We start from the raw sequence: 17,153 nt of genomic DNA, 5'->3' as shown, positions 1-17,153 counted from the left end.
GAGGGACGATCTTTTTGTGGACAAGTCAGAAATTCCCTTTAGAACCAAAGACTTGAGCTGACTGAAACCTTGTGTGTGGAGGACCTCGTTGGCGTTGCACGGATCGACAACAACAGGTGACTCCCCGTGCCGGCCTGTGGAGAAGTGGCCAGTTGCCAGAAAGTTTTCCACAGCGTTGTTGGCTATACAGCGGCGTCCGACTTGCGCTAGCACCGACGGAAACGGGGATAACTTCCCCGTTCGCCTCAATCGATCCCGACCACCTTGTGCATCTGGATCGACAACTTCCATTGCGGATGGTCCATGCAATACGCAATGGCCGCCCTGGTGTTCTGCTTCTGCAGGATCGAGTCCATGGGCTGGAGGAAGAAGTGGTCGAAGGCCAGATCCGCGAAGCGTTCCGGCAAGGCCAAGGGCTGTGGATAAACCAGCTTCAACTCGTTGCCCCGGGTGAGCACGACTTCCGCATCCGCCTTGGGGCTGACGCAGATCCAGTCCAGGCCTTCAGGTGCGGGCTGGGTGCCGTTGGTCTCGACGGCGATCTCGAAGCCGTGAGCCTTCAACGCGGTGATCAACGGGCCGTCGAGCTGCAGCAGCGGTTCGCCGCCGGTACAGACGACGTACGGCGTGCCGGTCTTGCGGCCATGCTCGTCCTTGGGCCACTTGGCGTCGATGGCTTCCGCGAGGGCATCGGCCGCAGCGAACTTGCCCCCACCCTGCCCGTCCGTGCCGACGAAGTCGGTATCGCAGAAGGTGCAGACGGCCTTCTCCCGGTCCTGCTCGCGACCGGTCCACAGGTTACAGCCGGCGAAGCGGCAGAACACGGCCGCGCGGCCGGCCTGAGCGCCCTCGCCCTGCAGCGTGTAGAACATTTCCTTGACGGCGTAGGTCATACCGGAATCAGCTCCTCGAACGGACCATGGCTGACGATCGCTCCGCTGCCACGGGTCTCGTACAGGTCGACGCGCTCCAGGGGCGGCAGCTGCGCCTTGGCCTGCTGCAGTACCCAGGCCGCCAGGCTGGCCGTGTCGGAATCCGGCAGGCCGGCGAGTTCATGCAGCGGGTGATGGTCCATCGCCTTGAAGATGGGATCGAACAGCAGCTTCACATCGCTGAAGTCCATGGCCCAGCCGTAGACCTGGTCCAGCGGCGCACTCAGGTGCAAGCGCAGGGTGAAGGTGTGGCCGTGGATGCCCGCCAGCGGATGCCCCGCCGGCGCGCGATCGAGCTTCACCGCGCTGTCGAGGGTGAACTCCTTCCAGATCCGGTAGCGCTCGCCGTCGAAGTTGGCGCCGCTCGAACCGGTTTCGTAGACGGTGACCCAGCTCAGCTCAGGCAGCTGTGGCTTCAGGCGTGCCCACAGCCAGGACGAGATCAACTCGCTGGTCGGATTGGACAGGCCTTCGATCTCGTTCAGGCACTGGTAGTTCAACTGCGCATGGAACGGTGCCCACAGCTCGTCGAGGTGGTCGTAGTCGATGCTCAGGTCGCGCTCACCGAGGTCCTGGTTGGCATGCAGGATCAACTCGAAGCCATGACCGTGCATGCGGCCGCACTTGTGGCCCATCGGGACGTTGGGCAACTGATGGGCGGCCTGGAAGCGGTATCGACGCCAGACATGCGCGTGGCCGTTGGCGTCCAGGTCGACGCCGGAGTTCGATGTGCTCTGGATCCCGACCTGCGTGATGCCGGGAACCTTGAACTCGGTCTCGAGACGGTGCCGGATCCAACGCGCGATGTTTTCGTCGGTCGGTTGCGTGATGTGCTGGTTCAGCAGCGCATGGTCGAGCGGGGCGATGCAGCGTTCGAGGCAGTCGCGCAGCGCGCTGACTTCGCCTCCGGGGAACGGTGCCCAACCGGCGGGCAGTTCGGCGCGGACCGTGGCCAGATAGCTGTGACCATGCAGACCGCGCGAGCGGTGTCCTGGGGGGAGCGCGTCGATCTGACACGCTGACTCGAACCCCGCCGAGGCGGTGAAAAGTGAAGCGGGAGAGGCAGGTAAAGCAGACATTCCGAGAGTGTGACATGCCCGCTTTTCTTATCTTCTTGTATTGAATATCTCCTTGGTCGTATTAGTAGGTGTTCGCGGGTTCGTGTGGACAACGCCCGAATTGCTTGTCGGAACAAGGACTTGCGAGCAGGGCAATGGTGTGGGCCGAACCCGGTGCAACTGCGGGATGGAAAGACAACAAGTTCTGGCGCCGCGGAACCGATGTGGACAACCTGCCAGTTGTTCATCGCTTATCCCCAGGGTTGTGCACAGGCCTGCCCATCAAGATCAAAAGCGCAGATTTGAGCCAGCGACAGCGTCGAACCTAAAGGCCAGACTATGGCACTTGGTGCTACAGTTTGGAGGTCAGGTGAAGAGGGTTTTCAAGACGCGTGCGTTCGATCGATGGGCGAAAAAGTTGATTCCTGATTGCCTTTTGTGTCTGGCTGCCCGGGACATCGAGGCCGGTCGCTTCGAGGCGGATCTGGGCCATGGCTTGTGCAAGAAGCGGATTGCGGTGGCAGGTCGCGGAAAGCGTGGAGGCCTTCGGGCGCTCGTCGCCAAGCGACATGCAGGTGCTGTCTTCTTCGTGGCGGGTCGGGAGAAGAACGAACCTGGATTTGATTTTTCTGATGAGGCGATTGACGTCGCGCTGGCGATTGCAGTTCAGCTGCAAGGCATGAGCTTGGCGGACCTCGCTGCGTCGATCCTTGATGGCCGCTTGAAGGAGATCTGCAATGGCAACGAAGGACCCTGAGAACGCGCGCATCTTGCGCGATTTGCTCGAGTTCGCTGAGGATCTGAATTCCTATGGGCTGATGTCGAAGTCCAGCATGGCAAAAATCAGGTCACTTTGCGTGCCGCCACCGGCGTACACCTGCGAACAGATCGCGGCCATTCGCACTCGTGTGGCGAAGATGAGCCAATCAGTCTTTGCGGCATTCCTGAACGTCAGCGTGTCGACGGTCCAGAAGTGGGAGTCTCCCAAAGCGAACAAGCAACCGACGGGCACCGCGCTCCGTCTCCTGCAACTTGTCGAATCGAAAGGGGTCGAAGCGCTGATCGCTTGAGGTCCACCTTGGCCCACAAATGAAAAAGCCCCGCAATGCGGGGCTTTCGGTCATCTGGGTTGGGCGATCACTTCTTGTTCGTCGTCTCAGCCTTGTCCGGCCAGATGCTCTCCAGCATCTGCGCCAGGCGGGCGCCGCCTTTGATGACGTTCAGACGCGTCTGCTCGAGGCTGCGAGCGTCGTAGCCCGCCGGAGGCGTGGCCAGCCAGCGTGGACCTCGCAGGCTCTGCTGGCGGGCGCCGAAGCTCATGCCGTCGAACGCATCGCGCGCCCCCAGCAGCGACTCGCTTGCCCACTGCACGGGCCAGTCGTCCGGATTGCCCGTTGAGGGCGGCACGTCCTTGGCCAGTGCGGGCATCGCCGCCAGTTGCTCGGCGCTCAGCCGACCCGGCAGCCCGTCCCAGAAGCTGTGCAGGTTGCCGCCCGGGGTGCCGTCCGGCTTCGGCAGCGTGATGGCGTTTGCGCCCACCGTGTGCGTCTGCGCGTCCGCCCCCTGCGTGTCCGGGTCATACGGCTTGCCGTCCGCGTCCAGGTACAACGAACCCATGTGCAGTGGCTGATGCATGTCGCCAATCGCATGCACGACCAGCGCCAGCGCCTCCCGTTCGTTGAAGTCCATCGGCGGTGTCTGTTTGCCAGTCTTCAGCACCAGGATCGCCGCCTTCAGCGCCGGCACCAGGTCATGATCGCTGGTGCCGATCGCACCGGGGATGTAGCGGCCACGCTGGATGGCGACGTTGGCATAGTGGTACTGCTTGTTGCAGGACTCCTCGCCCGGCTTGGGCTGGCACTGCTCGAAGTTGCGCTTCACGTAGTCGCGCATCCGGGCTTCTTCCTCGGCGTTGTTCTCGAACACCGCGCACTCGGCGAAGCGACCGGTCACGGCGTACTTGAAGTCGTTGCCGGTGTCGATGCCTTTCACGCAGTCGTCCCACACGGCGATGTCACGCAGCGAGACCGGACCGAGGATGCGCTTGACCTCGGTTTCGGCGCGGTGGCCCTTGATCAGCTGGGCGGCGATCTCACCGACGGTGTTGTGGCCGACGGCCCCGAATCCGAAGGCCTGACCGCAACAAACGGCCATCAGCGACAACGCGGCCAGGCCGCGCGCAAACGATTTGGTCATGACAAGAAACCCATGTCGAACGATGCGCCGGCGGCGGCCGGCAGGGGATGGCGGATTGTGCACGGGGCTCCGTGACAGCCTTCAACGGAGATTCCCGCGTGACGGCGCCGGCGGGGCGCATCGCGCAGCGGCGACACCGGCTTTACCTCCGCTTTACCGCTCTCGCCCTCCCACGCCCTCCCACGCCTCTTATGCGGCCAGCGCATGTTGATCCATCAAGCGCTTCGTTCGGCAAATGAGCCCCGCTGCCTAAGCTGGTCCCCATCTTTTCAGGAGCCCCTCACATGACCATCACCGCCATCAACGTCCGCAACCAGTTCCGCGGCACCATCAAGGAAATCGTCGAAGGTCCGGTCGTTTCGGAAGTCGACGTGCAGACCGCCGGCGGCCTGATCGTCACGTCGGTGATCACGACGCGCTCGGTGAAGGAGCTCAACCTGACCGTCGGCAAGGAAGTCGTCGCGCTGGTGAAGTCCACCGAGGTGTCGATCGCCACCCTGTGAGCCGCTGGCCCGAGTCAAGCAGGAGATCGCCATGGCGCTCTACCCTCTCCGTGCGACACAGCACAACGGCAGCGCCGAGCCGCGCCTGCTGATCATCCCCGGCCTGCACGACAGCGGGCCGGCGCATTGGCAGAGCTGGCTCGAGCAGCAGTACCGCGACGCGCACCGGGTGCGCCAGCGCGATTTCAGCCATCCGGATCTGGAGCGCTGGTCGGAGCGCATCCATGCGCGCATCGACAACGCCGGCCCCGGCGAATGGATCGTCGTGGCGCACAGCTTCGGCTGCCTGGCGCTGGCGCATCACCTGCAGCGTCATCCGGACTCGCCGGTGCGCGAGGCGCTGCTGGTCGCGCCGGCGGAGCCGGACAAGTTCGGCCTGGCGGAGAGCCTGCCGCACCAGCGACTGGGTCGTCCGACGGCACTGATCGCCAGCCAGAACGATCCCTGGATGAGCGCATCGAGCGCGTTGCGCTGGGCCACGCGCTGGGGCAGCAGCTACAGCAACATCGGCCTGGTCGGACACATCAACACGGAGTCCGGCTTCGGACCGTTCCCGCTGGCCAAGCGCTGGGTCGAGGCCGCCAAGGCGCGTGCCGCGCGAGAGCGCCGGCCCGAGCGCGCCGGCATCCTGGAGTGGTCGTTCTCGGTCTGAGCAAGGCCTGACCCGCGGTCAACCGCGGTGAGCCGCGGTCAACCGCGGTGAGCCGCGGTCGCAAGACACCCTCCTCCGTGGAATCCCTGTCAGGGGCGCGGGGTCTCGCGCCGGACACGTTCCGAGGCTATGGTGATTCTCCATTCGCGAACGAATCCAGGAGACACCGATGCCCTTCACCATCCGTCTGCACCGCGTCCTGAAAGCACCGCCGGAACGCGTCTATCGCGCCTTCACCGATGCGGCCGCGATGTGCAAATGGCTGCCGCCGCATGGGTTCACCGGCACCATGCATCACATGGATCCGAGGGTCGGCGGCACCTGGCGCATGTCGTTCACCAATCTCTCGGCCGGCGGGTCGCACAGCTTCGGCGGGGAATACCTCGAGCTCGAGCCCGGGAAGAAGCTCCGCTACACGAGCCGTTTCGACGACCCCAATCTGCCCGGCGACATGACGACGACCATCGAGCTGACGGCCGTTTTCTGCGGGACCGAAATGAACGTCACGCAGGAAGGCATCCCCGATGTCATCCCTGCCCAAGCCTGCTATCTGGGCTGGCAGGAGTCCTTGACCCTGCTTGCCCAACTTGTTGAACCGGATATTCCGAACGGCTGATTCCAGCGTTCATTCCTGGCAGGGGTTGTCAGGCTCTCAGCGTTTTTGTGCGCTGGTTTTTGCGCTTTTTGAGGTCCCTGGACACCGCTTGGCCAAGCGCGGGCTCTCCACGGGGCATGGGGGATCCCTCCTGGACCCCCAAGCCCCATTCCGGCCCCACTCGCACCCGCTGACCTCCCCTTTCTTGGCGACTTCACGGGTGGCGTGGATCGCGGATGTCGGCTTTTCCGGTTTCCTCGAATCGTGGAAGTAAGGAAACAAGGAAGGTCGACGCCTTGTGAGGGTCAGGACCATTGCCTAGCATCGCGCCCATGCGACTTGTTCCCTTGAACCTCCTGCGATCGGCAGCGGCAACGACGTTCGTCGCGCTGGTCACCCTCGCGTCCGCCGCGGACGCCGCACCTCCGACGGATCGCTCCGCCACCGACGAGGTCCAGGTCCGGCTGATCAGCGCGTCCTCGCAGGTGGCACCAGGCCAGACGCTGCTACTCGCGCTCGAACAACGCATCGCGCCCCATTGGCACACGTACTGGAAAAATCCCGGCGACTCCGGCCAGCCCACCAGCATCGAATGGACGCTCCCCAAGGGCGCGACCGCCGGCCAGATCCTCTGGCCAGCACCCAAACGCTTCGACGTCGGTCCCATCACCAACTACGGCTACGAGGACCAGGTCCTGTTGTTGACCGAAGTCCGCCTGCCGCAAGACCTGACCCCAGGACAGACGACGACCGTGACCGCCGAAGCCTCCTGGCTCGTCTGCCGCGAGGAATGCATCCCGCAGCAGGCGACGCTCGCGTTGTCGATTCCCATCGGTGCCGCAGCGAAGGACTCGGCGGAAGCGACCACCTTGTCCACCGCGCACGCCGCCCTGCCCGGCAAGGCATCGTTCCAGGCCGCTGCCCGATTGGAGGGAAAGGACCTGCTCGTGACGTGGCCCGCGTCGGCCACGCCCGAGGTCAAGCAGGCGCTGTTCATGCCGCAGGACTGGGGTCGCGTGCAGCATGCCGCGAAGCCGCAGCTCGACCGCGTCGGTGATGACTGGCGATTGCGCGCGCCGGTCGGTGAAGCACCCGCCCCTGCCGGCAAGCCGTTGAACGGGCTGCTGCTGGTGGATGGCCAGGCATGGGAAGTCAGCCTGCCGGTCAGCGGCACGGCAACGGCGCCGACGTCGACGACGCCTGCAACGGTCGTGACATCGGTGGAGGCGTCAACGGCGGGCACATCCTCCGCCAGCGGATCCAGCATCAGCCTTTGGGGAGCAATGGGTCTAGCGTTGATCGGCGGTCTGATCCTGAACCTCATGCCCTGCGTGTTCCCGGTGCTGGCGATCAAGGCGTTGGGCTTTCTGCATGGCAATGCCGGCGAGCATCGCCGCCAGGGTCTGGCCTATACCGCAGGCGTGTTGATCGCTTTTGCCGCGCTCGGCGGCGTGCTACTGGCGTTGCGCGGCGCGGGCGGCAGCGTGGGCTGGGGCTTCCAGTTCCACTCGCCGCTGTTCGTGCTGTTGCTGGCCTGGCTGATGTTCGTGCTGGGCCTGTCGCTGGCAGGCCAGCTGCAGATCGGTGCGGGTTTCGCGGGCGTGGGACAGGGCTTGGCGAGCAAGCCCGGCCTCTCCGGCAGCTTCTTCACGGGCGTGCTCGCGACGGTGGTCGCGACACCGTGCACGGCGCCGTTCATGGGCGCGGCGATGGCGTATGCGCTGGCGCAACCAGCGGCGGAACTGATGGCCGTCTTCCTGTCGCTCGGACTGGGTCTGGCGCTGCCCTATCTGGCCCTGGCCTGGTGGCCCGCGCTGCAGCGACGCATGCCTCGTCCCGGTGTCTGGATGGACGTGCTCAAGCAGGCGCTTGCATTCCCGATGTTTGCGGCGGCCATCTGGCTGGTGTGGGTGATTGCGCAGCAGGCCGGACCGATGGGTGTGCTGGTGGCGCTCGCGGGCATGGGCCTGCTGGCGCTGGCCGCCTGGATCCGTTCGGTGAGCCGGAATGCGTCGTCGCGCTGGCAATGGACCGGCACGGGCGCAGCCATCGCGTCGCTGGTGGCGGCCGCGGCGCTGTTGCCGATGCTGTCGGCGATCGGCGGCACCGAGTCACCAGACGCGGCGACATCGGGCGGTCCCCAACGAGCCGCAGCTGCCGATCACGAGCCCTACTCGCCCGAACGTCTGGCCCAGCTGCGCGCGCAAGGCAAGCCGGTGTTCGTGAACCTGACCGCGTCGTGGTGCATCACCTGTCTCGTGAACGAGCGCGTCGCGCTGTCCACCGACGAAGTGCGCGATGCCTTCGAGAAGCAGGGCGTGACCTACCTCAAGGGCGACTGGACCCGTCAGGACCCCCGCATCACCGAGCTGCTGAAGCAGCACGACCGCAGCGGCGTGCCGCTGTACCTGTTCTATCCGGCCGGGACGGGCAGCGGCGCGCAGGTGCTGCCGCAGCTGCTGACGCCCGGCATCGTCACCACGGCCCTGAGGGCTGGCACTTCCTGAGCCGCCGGCCCACGCCGTTCCCGTCCTATCGCTGTTTTCATCCTGGAGACCTCGCCATGAATCACCCGATGACTTCCATGACCTCCTCGTTCCGCGGCGCGCTGTCGCGGCGCGCCGTGCTGGCCGGTGCCGCGATCGCGGCGTCGATGGCCATGACCGGACTGGCGCATGCGCAAGCGCAGATCGACCAGCCCGCGCCCGCCTTCAGCGCGACCACGGCAGACGGCAAGACGGTCACGTTGGACAGCTACAAGGGCAAGACCGTCGTGCTGGAATGGACCAACCACGACTGCCCCTTCGTGAAGAAGCATTACGGCAGCGGCAACATCCCGGCGCTGCAGAAGGAGGCCACCGCGCAAGGCGTCGTGTGGCTGCAGGTGATCTCGTCGGCACCCGGCCAGCAGGGCCATGTCGACGGCGCGACGGCGACGAAGCTGAACAAGGATCGCGGCGCGGCGCCGACGCAGGTGCTGCTCGATCCGAGCGGCCAGCTGGGCAAGACCTACGGCGCGCAGACCTCGCCGCACCTGTTCATCGTCAATCCGCAAGGCGTGCTGGTCTACAAGGGCGGCATCGACAGCATCGCGACCGCCAAGGCCGACGACATCGCCAAGGCCGATCCCTACGTGAAGACGGCGCTGGGCGAGCTGGCCGCCGGCAAGAAGATCACGCACGCGAGCACCAAGCCCTACGGCTGTTCGATCAAGTACGGCAGCTGAAGCCGATTGCAACGGACAGTGCCGCCAGGCGCCAATGAACGAGGGCCGCATCCAGTGGTCCTCGCCGCTTCGTTTCTTGATCGAATCGGTGATCTGCCGCGGGTCCCGTGCCCGCACGCGGACAGCGCCGTGCACGCCACGCCACGAAGCCGGGCGGATCTGTCGCTTTCTTCCGCTTCCTGCCGCGGGCGTCGTCGCCTTGACGGTGGAGGAAGGCTGGCCCGTCGTAGCCAGCCGTTACAGTCCGTGGACAACAGAGAGCGGATGGGATGAAGGACAGACGAGCGTGGGAGGCGACCGACCCAGGTGCCTGGCAGGCCGAGCAGATGCTCCACCAGGGCCGCCGGAGCGAGGTTGTCCGGGTCGGCGATGGCCAAGGCGGCACGGCGCTGCTCAAGCGCCTTCGGGACGCCCGCGCCGATGCCGCCGCCGTGGCCCGGCTGCGCCGCGAGTTCGAGCTGGCCCAGCGCCTCGACCCCGCCTTCATCCTGCGTCCCTCGGCGTGGATCGCGCCTGACGGCCGTCCGGCGCTGCTGCTGCCCGATCTCGGCGCGGAGACCCTGCGACACCGCCTGCGCCGCGGCACGCTGGGCAACGATGCGCTGATCCGCATCGCGCTCGACCTGGTCGAGGCGCTCCAGCACCTGCACGGACAGGGCCTCATCCACCGCAATCTCGGACCCGGCCAGATCGTGCTGCTGCCCGGCGCGGGCCGTGACGCGCGCAAGGTGCTGATCGCGGACCTCGGGCTCGCCGCCGAGATCGAGCGCGAGCGACCGCTGGTCCAGCGGGCTGAACTGATCGAGGCGTCGCTCGCGACGCTCGCGCCGGAGCTGACCGGTCGCATGAGCCGCGATGTCGACTACCGGGCCGATTTCTACAGTCTCGGTGCCACGCTGCTGGAAGCACTGACTGGCGCGCCGCCATTCGACATCGACGATCCCGCGCGCGCCGTGCATGCGCATCTGGCGCTCGCGGCGCCGATGGCGACGACGCGCAATCACCAGGTTTTCGCGCCGCTGGCGCAGGTCGTCGCGCACTGCCTGCACAAGGAGCCCGAAGGCCGCTACCAGAGCCACCAGGCGCTGCGGCACGACCTGCAGCTCTGCGAGGCGGCGCTGGAGCAGGGCCGCGGGTTGCCGGGCTTCGAGGCCGGACAGGGCGACGCGGCCGTGCGCTTCCAGCCGAGCGGGCGCCTCTACGGCCGCGAATCGGCGCAGGCGCAACTGGGGCTGGCCTTCGAGGACGCCGCCCAGGGGCAGGCCGGCGGTGCGGGACTGGTGGCCGTGTCGGGCTTCTCCGGCATCGGCAAGACCGCGCTGGTGCTGGCGGCGCAACGCAGCCTGCTCGCGCAGCGCGGGCACTTCGCGGCTGCCAAGTTCAACCAGTACGGCCAGGACCGTCCGTACGGTCCGCTGCTGCACCTGCTGGTCCAGCGCGCCGCGCAGGTGCTGGCGTTGCCCGCGCCTCAGCAGACCGTCTGGCGCGTTCGGCTGCGCGAGCGCCTCGGCGCGAATGCCGCGCTGCTCTCGCAGGCGCTGCCGGAGATGACGCCGTTGCTGGCCCTGGATGCACCGCTGATGCCGGTCGGCCCGGCTGAGGCGGAGAACCGCTTCCTGCGCGCCGTCAGCCAGGGCTTCGCCGCGCTGGCGCGCGAGGGAGAGCCGCAGACGCTGTTCCTCGACGACTGGCAATGGGCCGACCGCGCCTCGCGCCGACTGCTGCGCGAATGCCTGCACGACGCGACCTTGCGCCACACGCTGTTCGTCGTGGCCTATCGCGACAACGAGGTCCCGCCCGGTCATCCGGTCGCGCAGGAACTGGCGGAACTGCGTCAGCAACTCGGCGAGCGCTTCATGCCGTTGCGCGTCGGCCCTCTCGGACTCGACGACACGCGCCATCTGCTGGCCGACAGCCTGCGTCGGGATCCGGCCGAGGAGGACGCGGGACTCGACGAGCTCGCGCGCCTCTGCCAGACCCGCACGGCGGGGAATCCGTTCTTCCTTCGCCGGCTGCTGGAGGACCTGGTCCGTCGCGGCCTGATCCACTACGACGCCACCGCGCAGCGCTGGGATCACGCGCTGGAGCGCATCGCGGCCACGCGCACGGCGGACAACGTCGTCGCGCTGATGCTGCAGCAGCTCGAGCGTCTGCCCGACACGACGCGGCAGGCACTGAGCGTGGCGGCGCTGCTGGGCGCAGGCTTCGGGCTCGACAGCCTGGCCACCGCGCTCGATGTCCCGGCCGATCTGCTCGCCACCGATCTGCTGCCGGCGCTGCAGGCGCAGCTGCTGGTGCCGGCGAGCGCGCTGTACCGCTACGCGCCGCAGCTGCAAGGCCATGCCAGCGAGTCGGTCCGTTATGCCTTCGCCCATGACCGCGTGCAGGAGGCGGCCTTGCAGCGCATCGCGGCCGACCAGCGTCCCGCCCTGCAGTTGCGCATCGGCCGGCTGCTGCGCGACGGTCATCGCGCCTTGCATCCGGATGTGCCGCTTCCCTACACGGTGCTGCATCACCTGAACGCGTCGCGCCTGCTGTTGCACGAGGCCCACCACGACGCGGAACGCCAGGCGCTGGCCGGCTTCAACGCCCTGGCGTCCCGGCAGGCGATGGACGCCGCCGCTTTCGAGCCGGCGGCGGATTACGCGGAGCTCGCGCTCGAGCTGGCGCCCAACTCGCCGCATCGTGCCGCCTGGCTGCATCACGCGGCGCGGATGGCCTATCTGGCCGGGCGTCCGGCCCGCATGGACGCGCTGCTCGAATCGGCGATCGCCGATGCCGAGGACAACGCGCAACGCGCGCGGCTGCTGGAAGTCCGCATGGAGGCCTTCTACGCGCAGGGTCGGCTCGCGGAGACCGTCGACCTCGGACTGGAGCTGTTCCTGCTGCTCGGTGCGGAGCTGCCGCGCGCCGGCGGTCCCGACGCGATGGGGCAGGTCATGCAGCTGCTGGCCGCCCTGCAGCAGGAGATCGCCGCCATCGGCCTGGACACGCTGGCCGAACGCGGACCGATGCGCGACGAGCAGCGGCTGCTGCTGATCTCGATCGCCGCCAAGATGACCGCCGCGGCCTACATCGTCCGGCCGGCGCTGCTGCCGCTGCTGACGCTGTTCCAGGTCCGGCTGATGGTCGACCACGGCCACGTGCCGCAGGCGCTGTCGGCGTATTCGGTGCTGGGCCTGATGTGCGCGGAATTCCTCGGCGACTACCGCTTCGCCCACGACCTGGGCCGCATGTCGACGGCGCTCGTGGAGCGGCACGGCTGGATGCAGGTCTTCGCGCACGCGGGCTTCTCGTTCCACGCCTTCCTCAGCCATTGGGTGCAGGGGCTGCGCGTCAGCATGGACGGCCTGATGCAGACGCATCGCAACGGGCTGGAGTTCGGCAACCTGCGCCATGCGGGCCTCGGCCTGTACGTCCACGACGTGCATGCGCTGCTGTCGGGCATGCCGCTGCCGGCGCTGGAGGATCAGCTGGTCACGCACGGGCAGCGCCTGCGCGCGATGCGCCAGCCGGTCGCGGCGGACTATGAGGACGCGCTGCTCGGACTCGTGCGCGCGTTGCGGCAGCCCCGGTTGCCGGAGGATGGCTTCGAGGGGATGGAGGCGCTCGCGCGGACCTACGGTGAGCGTCAGGACCAGACCGGACTGATGTTCCTGCACGGCTGGCAGGCGGTGCTGCATTTCATCGCCGATCGGCCCGAGCCCGCGCTGCGCCTGGCGCTGGAGGCGCGAGCGCGCTTCGCCGCGGGGCGCGGCATGCATGCGCAATCGCTGCTGCTCTTCATCGCCGCGTGGGCCGCGCAACGCGTTGCGTTGGCGGGCGGTGCGCGCGATCAGGCGCTCGAGGACGACGCGCTGCGTCGCCTGCAACGCTGGTGCGACGCGGGTCCCGGTCATCTGCACGACCGCATCGCGCTGCTGCTGGCGCAGCAGGCGATGCTGGCGGCCGCGCCGGAGGAAGAGATCGATCGGCTGCTGGCCCAGGCGCTGGCAGCGGCGGAGGGACCGCAGGGAACGCCGCTCGACGTGGCGGCCGTCCTGCGGGCGCAGGTCGACGCGTGGCGAGACCGCGCGCCGGCGCGCGCCGGTCAGGCCCGATGGCGGCTGCAGAAGACCTGGAAGGACTGGGGCATCACGGCGCTCGCGGGCGAGGCGATGTCGCTGCCGGCCGAAGACCGGGACGCCTCGATCGACGCAGGCGCCGAGGGGGGCGAGATCCGCGCCGATGCCGCCGATCTCAGCACGCTGACGAAGGCGGTGCAGGCGATCAGCAGCCAGCCCGATCTGCCGCGCCTGTTGCGCCGCCTGCTGGAGGTCGTCGCCGAGAGCGCCGGCGCGCAGCGCGCGGCGATCGTGCTGGCGAGCGGCACGGCGGGCGCCTCGCGCTGGGTGCTGCAGGCGGAAGCGACGCTCGGCGAGTCGCCGACGCTGCACCTGCTGGAGCAACTGCCGCTGGAGCGCGCGGGCCAGCAACTGCCGCTGACGCTGATGAGCCGCGTGCTGCGCGACGGCCGGCGCGAGTTGATCGTCGACGCGCGCGGTCTGTCGACGATGGAGGACTACTTCCAGCGCCACCCCTCGCCGCCCCGCTCGGTGCTGGCGCTGCCGCTGCTCAAGCAGGGGCAGACGGTGGGCGCGCTGTACCTGGAGAACGCCGCCGCGGCGGGCGTGTTCACCGAGGCGCGCGTGAGCTTCCTGGAGCTGCTGTGCGCCAACGTCGTGAACGCCGTGGACAACGCGCGGCTGGTGGCCGAGCTGCAGGAGCTCAACGCCAACCTCGAGCGCCGCGTGGCGCAGCGCACGCGCGAACTCGCCGACAGCGAGGAGCGTCTGCGCGCGGTGCTGGATCACGCGCCGATCCCGATGGTTGTGACGCGCGAGCACGATGCGCTGATCGTGTATGCCAACGGACCGTCGGCGGCGATCGTGGGACGTCCGCTGGACGACCTCGTCGGCAAGCCGGCGATCAGCTTCTACCGCGAGCCCGGCGAGCGGGACCGCATGCAGGTGAAGTTCAAGGAACAAGGCCGGCTGCAGGGCGAGGAGATCTGCCTGCTGGCGGCCGACGGCAGCGAGCTGTGGATGCTGCTGTCGATGGTGCCGGTGGTGTACGACGGCGCGCCGTCGGTGCTGAGCACGCTCGTGGACTTCACCGACCGCAAACGCCTGGAGATCGAGTTGCAGCGGCTGGCGACGACGGACGCGCTGACCGGCGCGGCCAACCGGCGCTGCTTCCTGGAGCATGCCGACGCGGAACTGGCGCGCAGCCGGCGCTACGGGCTGGAGATGTCGCTGGTGATGATGGACGTCGACCACTTCAAGCGCATCAACGACACGCTGGGCCACGCGCGCGGCGACGCTGCGCTGTGCCACCTGGTGCAGCTGTGCGCGCAGATCGTGCGCAAGCAGGACCTGCTGGGCCGGCTCGGCGGCGAGGAATTCGGACTGCTGCTGCCCCAGACCTCGCTGGAGGACGCGACGCACCTGGTGGAGCGCCTGCGGCATCACATCGAGATCAGCGGGCTGGCGCTGCAACCGGGCTCGCCGCTGGCGTCGCTCACGGCCAGCTTCGGCGTGACGGCGCTGCGACCGGAGGATCTGCGGGTGGAGGAGCTGCTCGGTCGTGCCGACCAGGCGCTGTATCGCGCGAAGGACGGCGGTCGCAACCGCGTCGAGCGGCAGTCCTGAGCGTCACCAGCGCCGCGCGCGGCGGCCTTGGACCTGTCGGCGGCCACCGGCGTTCACACGACCGCCGACGACGATCGACGGCGTCGATCAGGGGTCGATGCGGGACGGCTTGCTGCGTTCGCGATAGAACGCATCGAAGCGGGCTGCGTAGTGGGCCTTCGTTTCCGGCGTGAGCCAGCGCATGAGGCCGCGCCGCAGGGTGGCGGCGCCCTCGGGTCGGCCGTAGGCCTTGTCGATGCCGCGGATCGCGGCGAGTCCCCATGGCGTGCGCGGACAGGCGATGCCGGCCATCACCAGTTCGCTGGCGCCCTGGATCGGCACGCTGACCAGGTCCTCCGGATTCCCGGCCATGACGAGCGCCATGTCCATCTCCACCGAATAGTCGGCGCGCCCGAGGCTGAGCATCTGCAGCAGACGCGCGCCGAAGTCCTTGGGCGAGTAGAGCGAGACCGCGCTGTCGGCGGGTCGCGCGGCGAGCATCTCGTCGAGCACCGGACCGTAGCTGCGGCCGTCGATCAGCGCGCCGCGCAGCGACGGATCGGCGAGCAGCCGCGCCAGCTGCACTTCACCGGCGGCGTTGCGCGGGAGGCGCTTGAGCTTGTCGCGGCGCACGATCAGGCCCGGCGGCGGCGTGAGCTGGGTGTTGATGAAGTAGGCCGCCTTCTCGCGATCGGGCGTGCGGACCACGTTGGCGCGGCACACCTCGTCGCCGTTCTCGATCATCTGCCAGCTGCGTTTGGCGTTGGCGAAGACGATCTCGTGCCGGACGCCCGGCCATTGCTTCTCGAGATAGGCGATCACGCGCCCGGTCACGCCGCTGGCGTCGGCGCCCGTCATCTGCGGCGCATGGTCGGAGGCGAGCCAGGTGATCCTGGTGACGGCCGGCGCGGGGGCAGGTGTTGCGCCGGGCCCTTGCGCGCCCGCGTGCGGCGCCGCCAGCAGCAGGACGGTCGACGGCAGGAGGGCGACAAGGCGCGAACGGATCGGAGCGAGGAACTTCACGGGCCACAGCATACGGGGATCGTTGCTGGCCGCTGTCGCACGGCGCCCCTGTCCTGCGCCGTGGAGCGGTAGTTGGTCACTGCCCGGCACGTTCCGGCGGGGCGGACGAAAAAAGGCCCCGCCGACTTGCCGCCAGCGGGGCTGCTCGCACAGAGCGAACGGTCTGGTTGCCTATGACGCCGCTTGCGCGGCGCCCGAGACCGACCGAGGAGACAAACGTTGACAGCGTGAAGCGCGGTACCGTCGGGACTCAGCGCACCGCGCTGATCTGGTCGAAGACGCCGCCGTCGTCGAAGTGCGTCTTCTGCGCGTTGCGCCAGCCGCCGAAGACCTCGTCGATGGTCACCAGCTTCACCGGCGCGAAGGTCTTGGCGTACTTCGCGGCGATCTTGGGGTCCCGCGGGCGGTAGTAGTTCTTGGCCGCGATCTCCTGGCCTTCCGGCGAGTACAGGTACTCCAGGTAGGCCTGCGCCACCTTGCGCGTGCCCTTCTTGTCGACCGTCTTGTCCACCACCGACACCGGCGGCTCGGCCAGGATCGACAGGCTCGGCGTGACGATCTGGAACTTGTCCGGACCCAGCTCCTTCACCGCCAGGTAGGCCTCGTTCTCCCAGGCGATCAGCACGTCGCCGATGCCGCGCTCGACGAAGGTCGTCGTGGCGCCGCGGGCGCCGGAGTCCAGCACCTTGGTGTTCGCATAGATGCGCTTGACGAAGGCCTTGGCCGAATCGGCGTTGCCGCCCGGCTGCTTCAGCGAATACGCCCACGCGGCCAGGTAGTTCCAGCGCGCGCCGCCCGAGGTCTTCGGATTCGGCGTGATCACGTCGATGCCGCTGCGGGCCAGATCCGGCCAGTCGTTGATGTGCTTCGGGTTGCCCTTGCGCACCAGGAACACGATGGTCGAGGTGTAGGGCGACGCGTTGCTCGGCAGGCGCTTCTGCCAGTCGGCCGGCACCAGCTTGCCGTGGTCGTGCAGCGCGTCGATGTCGTAGGCCAGCGCCAGCGTGACGACGTCCGCATCCAGGCCGTCGATCACCGAGCGCGCCTGCTTGCCCGAGCCGCCGTGCGAGTTCTTCACCGTGACGGTCTCGCCGGTCTTGGCCTTCCAGTACTTCGCGAACGCGGCGTTGTAGTCCTGGTAGAGCTCGCGCGTCGGGTCGTACGACACGTTGAGCAGCGTGACCGAGCCCTGCGCGTGGGCCAGGGGCATCAGCGCGGCACCGCCAAGCAGGGCGGCGGTGGCGAGCAGCGAGACGGTGCGACGGAGACGGCGAATGGGGTTCACGGGATTCTTCTCAT

At 67.9% G+C, this 17,153-nt stretch carries 13 protein-coding genes; 8 read left to right on the top strand and 5 right to left on the bottom strand.

Annotated features, from left to right (window positions below):
* Window positions 1–245 precede the first annotated feature (245 nt).
* Together queE and AC1VNM_RS22095 are read right to left on the bottom strand one after the other, a co-directional pair.
* Window positions 246–893, bottom strand: a complete 648-nt coding sequence (gene queE / locus AC1VNM_RS22100) for a 7-carboxy-7-deazaguanine synthase (protein WP_483108312.1) — start codon at window positions 891–893, stop codon at window positions 246–248.
* A complete protein-coding gene (locus AC1VNM_RS22095) occupies window positions 890–2,011 on the bottom strand; it encodes a 6-pyruvoyl trahydropterin synthase family protein (RefSeq protein ID WP_431100907.1) in 1,122 nt (373 codons plus the stop codon). Before AC1VNM_RS22095 ends, queE begins: the two co-directional genes overlap by 4 nt.
* 349 nt (window positions 2,012–2,360) lie before the next feature.
* On the opposite strand from AC1VNM_RS22095, the gene AC1VNM_RS22090 reads away from it, so the two are divergent.
* Complete coding sequence (locus tag AC1VNM_RS22090; RefSeq protein ID WP_483108311.1) at window positions 2,361–2,747, top strand: type II toxin-antitoxin system RelE/ParE family toxin; 387 nt, start codon at window positions 2,361–2,363, stop codon at window positions 2,745–2,747.
* Window positions 2,728–3,060, top strand: coding sequence for a helix-turn-helix domain-containing protein (locus tag AC1VNM_RS22085; protein ID WP_483108310.1), 333 nt, complete (start codon window positions 2,728–2,730; stop codon window positions 3,058–3,060). The genes AC1VNM_RS22090 and AC1VNM_RS22085 overlap by 20 nt, the downstream gene beginning before the upstream one ends.
* Before the next feature lie 67 nt (window positions 3,061–3,127).
* Here the strand turns inward: AC1VNM_RS22085 and AC1VNM_RS22080 are convergent, their stop codons facing one another.
* Window positions 3,128–4,186 carry a S1/P1 nuclease gene (locus AC1VNM_RS22080; protein ID WP_483108309.1) on the bottom strand — a complete coding sequence of 353 codons (1,059 nt, stop codon included), beginning with the start codon at window positions 4,184–4,186 and terminating at the stop codon, window positions 3,128–3,130.
* Window positions 4,187–4,470: 284 nt separating this feature from the next.
* Between AC1VNM_RS22080 and AC1VNM_RS22075 the strand changes: the two genes are divergently transcribed.
* The 6 genes from AC1VNM_RS22075 to AC1VNM_RS22050 all read left to right on the top strand — a co-directional run bounded on the left by AC1VNM_RS22075 (window position 4,471) and on the right by AC1VNM_RS22050 (window position 14,852).
* On the top strand, window positions 4,471–4,689 hold the full coding sequence (locus AC1VNM_RS22075) for a TOBE domain-containing protein (protein ID WP_377158865.1): 219 nt from the start codon (window positions 4,471–4,473) through the stop codon (window positions 4,687–4,689).
* A gap of 31 nt (window positions 4,690–4,720) precedes the next feature.
* On the top strand, window positions 4,721–5,341 hold the full coding sequence (locus AC1VNM_RS22070) for an RBBP9/YdeN family alpha/beta hydrolase (RefSeq protein ID WP_377158868.1): 621 nt from the start codon (window positions 4,721–4,723) through the stop codon (window positions 5,339–5,341).
* 169 nt (window positions 5,342–5,510) lie between these two features.
* The gene (locus AC1VNM_RS22065; protein WP_483108308.1) at window positions 5,511–5,957 is read left to right on the top strand and encodes an SRPBCC family protein; all 447 of its coding nucleotides are present in this window, start codon (window positions 5,511–5,513) and stop codon (window positions 5,955–5,957) included.
* Window positions 5,958–6,268: 311 nt separating this feature from the next.
* The gene (locus AC1VNM_RS22060; protein ID WP_483108307.1) at window positions 6,269–8,443 is read left to right on the top strand and encodes a protein-disulfide reductase DsbD family protein; all 2,175 of its coding nucleotides are present in this window, start codon (window positions 6,269–6,271) and stop codon (window positions 8,441–8,443) included.
* A gap of 68 nt (window positions 8,444–8,511) precedes the next feature.
* Window positions 8,512–9,162 carry a redoxin domain-containing protein gene (locus tag AC1VNM_RS22055; protein WP_483108306.1) on the top strand — a complete coding sequence of 217 codons (651 nt, stop codon included), beginning with the start codon at window positions 8,512–8,514 and terminating at the stop codon, window positions 9,160–9,162.
* A 269-nt stretch (window positions 9,163–9,431) separates the two neighbouring features.
* Entirely contained in the window at window positions 9,432–14,852 is a 5,421-nt protein-coding gene (locus AC1VNM_RS22050) for a diguanylate cyclase (protein ID WP_483108305.1), read from the top strand.
* Between the two features lie 87 nt (window positions 14,853–14,939).
* On the opposite strand, the gene AC1VNM_RS22045 is transcribed toward AC1VNM_RS22050, so the two are convergent.
* Both AC1VNM_RS22045 and AC1VNM_RS22040 read right to left on the bottom strand, forming a co-directional pair.
* Window positions 14,940–15,866, bottom strand: coding sequence for a TIGR02285 family protein (locus AC1VNM_RS22045; protein ID WP_483108304.1), 927 nt, complete (start codon window positions 15,864–15,866; stop codon window positions 14,940–14,942).
* 238 nt (window positions 15,867–16,104) lie between these two features.
* Window positions 16,105–17,064: a sulfate ABC transporter substrate-binding protein gene (locus tag AC1VNM_RS22040; RefSeq protein ID WP_377161668.1), complete on the bottom strand. Its 960-nt coding sequence runs from the start codon at window positions 17,062–17,064 to the stop codon at window positions 16,105–16,107.
* Window positions 17,065–17,153 lie beyond the last annotated feature (89 nt).

The organism is Mitsuaria sp. MSU3D (assembly GCF_056867975.1).
This window is presented reverse-complemented; position numbering and strand designations above follow the sequence as displayed.